Below are 801 nucleotides of genomic sequence, written 5' to 3' on the forward strand. Positions count from 1 at the left end.
CTTTCCCACCTGTATATACCCAAAAAAGTGGGGAGTAAAAAACATATTGAAAAACATAACGTTAGAATCACAAAAAAAAGAGGTGGGGAGACGGTGGGTAATTTCAAAAAGTGGGGAGCAAAAGTGGGGAGTAGTGGGGAATGAACAGAAAAACCAGAGATAAGACAGCGCCAAAATATAAAGCGTTAGACATGACAGAGCACGCTTTAAAGGTGGCAATCAGAACGATAGACCGCCACGCGGGGGAAGGATACGCGAAAGAACATCCCGACCTGATAAGCGCATTCATGACCACAGCAGCGGCAAACTTTGCCACACTGACAGAACGTGAGATTGCCGAAGCGGAACAGGTAACAACCATCAACGTTAAAACCGGAGAGGTGGAATCATGACAGCACAGATAGCCGCTTACGGGCGGCTGGTGGACGACCCGCAGGTAAAACAGACCAGCAAGGGTACACCGATGACGCTGGTTCGTATGGCGGTATCGCTGCCATGCAGCCAGGCACAGGACGGACAGGCGACGTTATGGCTGTCCGTCATCGCATTTGGCAAGCAGGCCGACTTCCTGGCTAAACATCAAAAAGGCGACGTTGCCAGCGTATCCGGCACGATGCAGGTAAGCCAGTGGACAGGCCAGAACGGCGAAACGCGGCAGGGCTGGCAGGTTATCGCAGACAGCGTAATCAGTGCGAGAACGGCGCGACCGGGCGGCAAAAAAGGCCAGCAGGGGCAGGCTACTGACGCACTGAACAGGGCAAAACAACAGGCGGGTAACGATGATCCGTACGGGGATAACAT

Annotated in this window: 2 protein-coding genes; both read left to right on the forward strand. The window is 52.8% G+C overall.

Annotated features, from left to right (window positions below):
• Positions 1-140 precede the first annotated feature (140 nt).
• Positions 141-392 (forward strand): hypothetical protein, encoded by a 252-nt coding sequence (locus tag E0D98_RS25040; RefSeq protein ID WP_032307310.1) that lies wholly within the window; start codon positions 141-143, stop codon positions 390-392.
• Positions 389-801 (forward strand): single-stranded DNA-binding protein (locus tag E0D98_RS25045; protein WP_131891400.1); only part of this gene is annotated, 413 nt, incomplete at its 3' end. The genes E0D98_RS25040 and E0D98_RS25045, both read left to right, overlap by 4 nt.

This window comes from Escherichia sp. KCJ4928 (assembly GCF_004352695.1).
Classification (GTDB): Bacteria; Pseudomonadota; Gammaproteobacteria; order Enterobacterales; family Enterobacteriaceae; genus ECMA0423.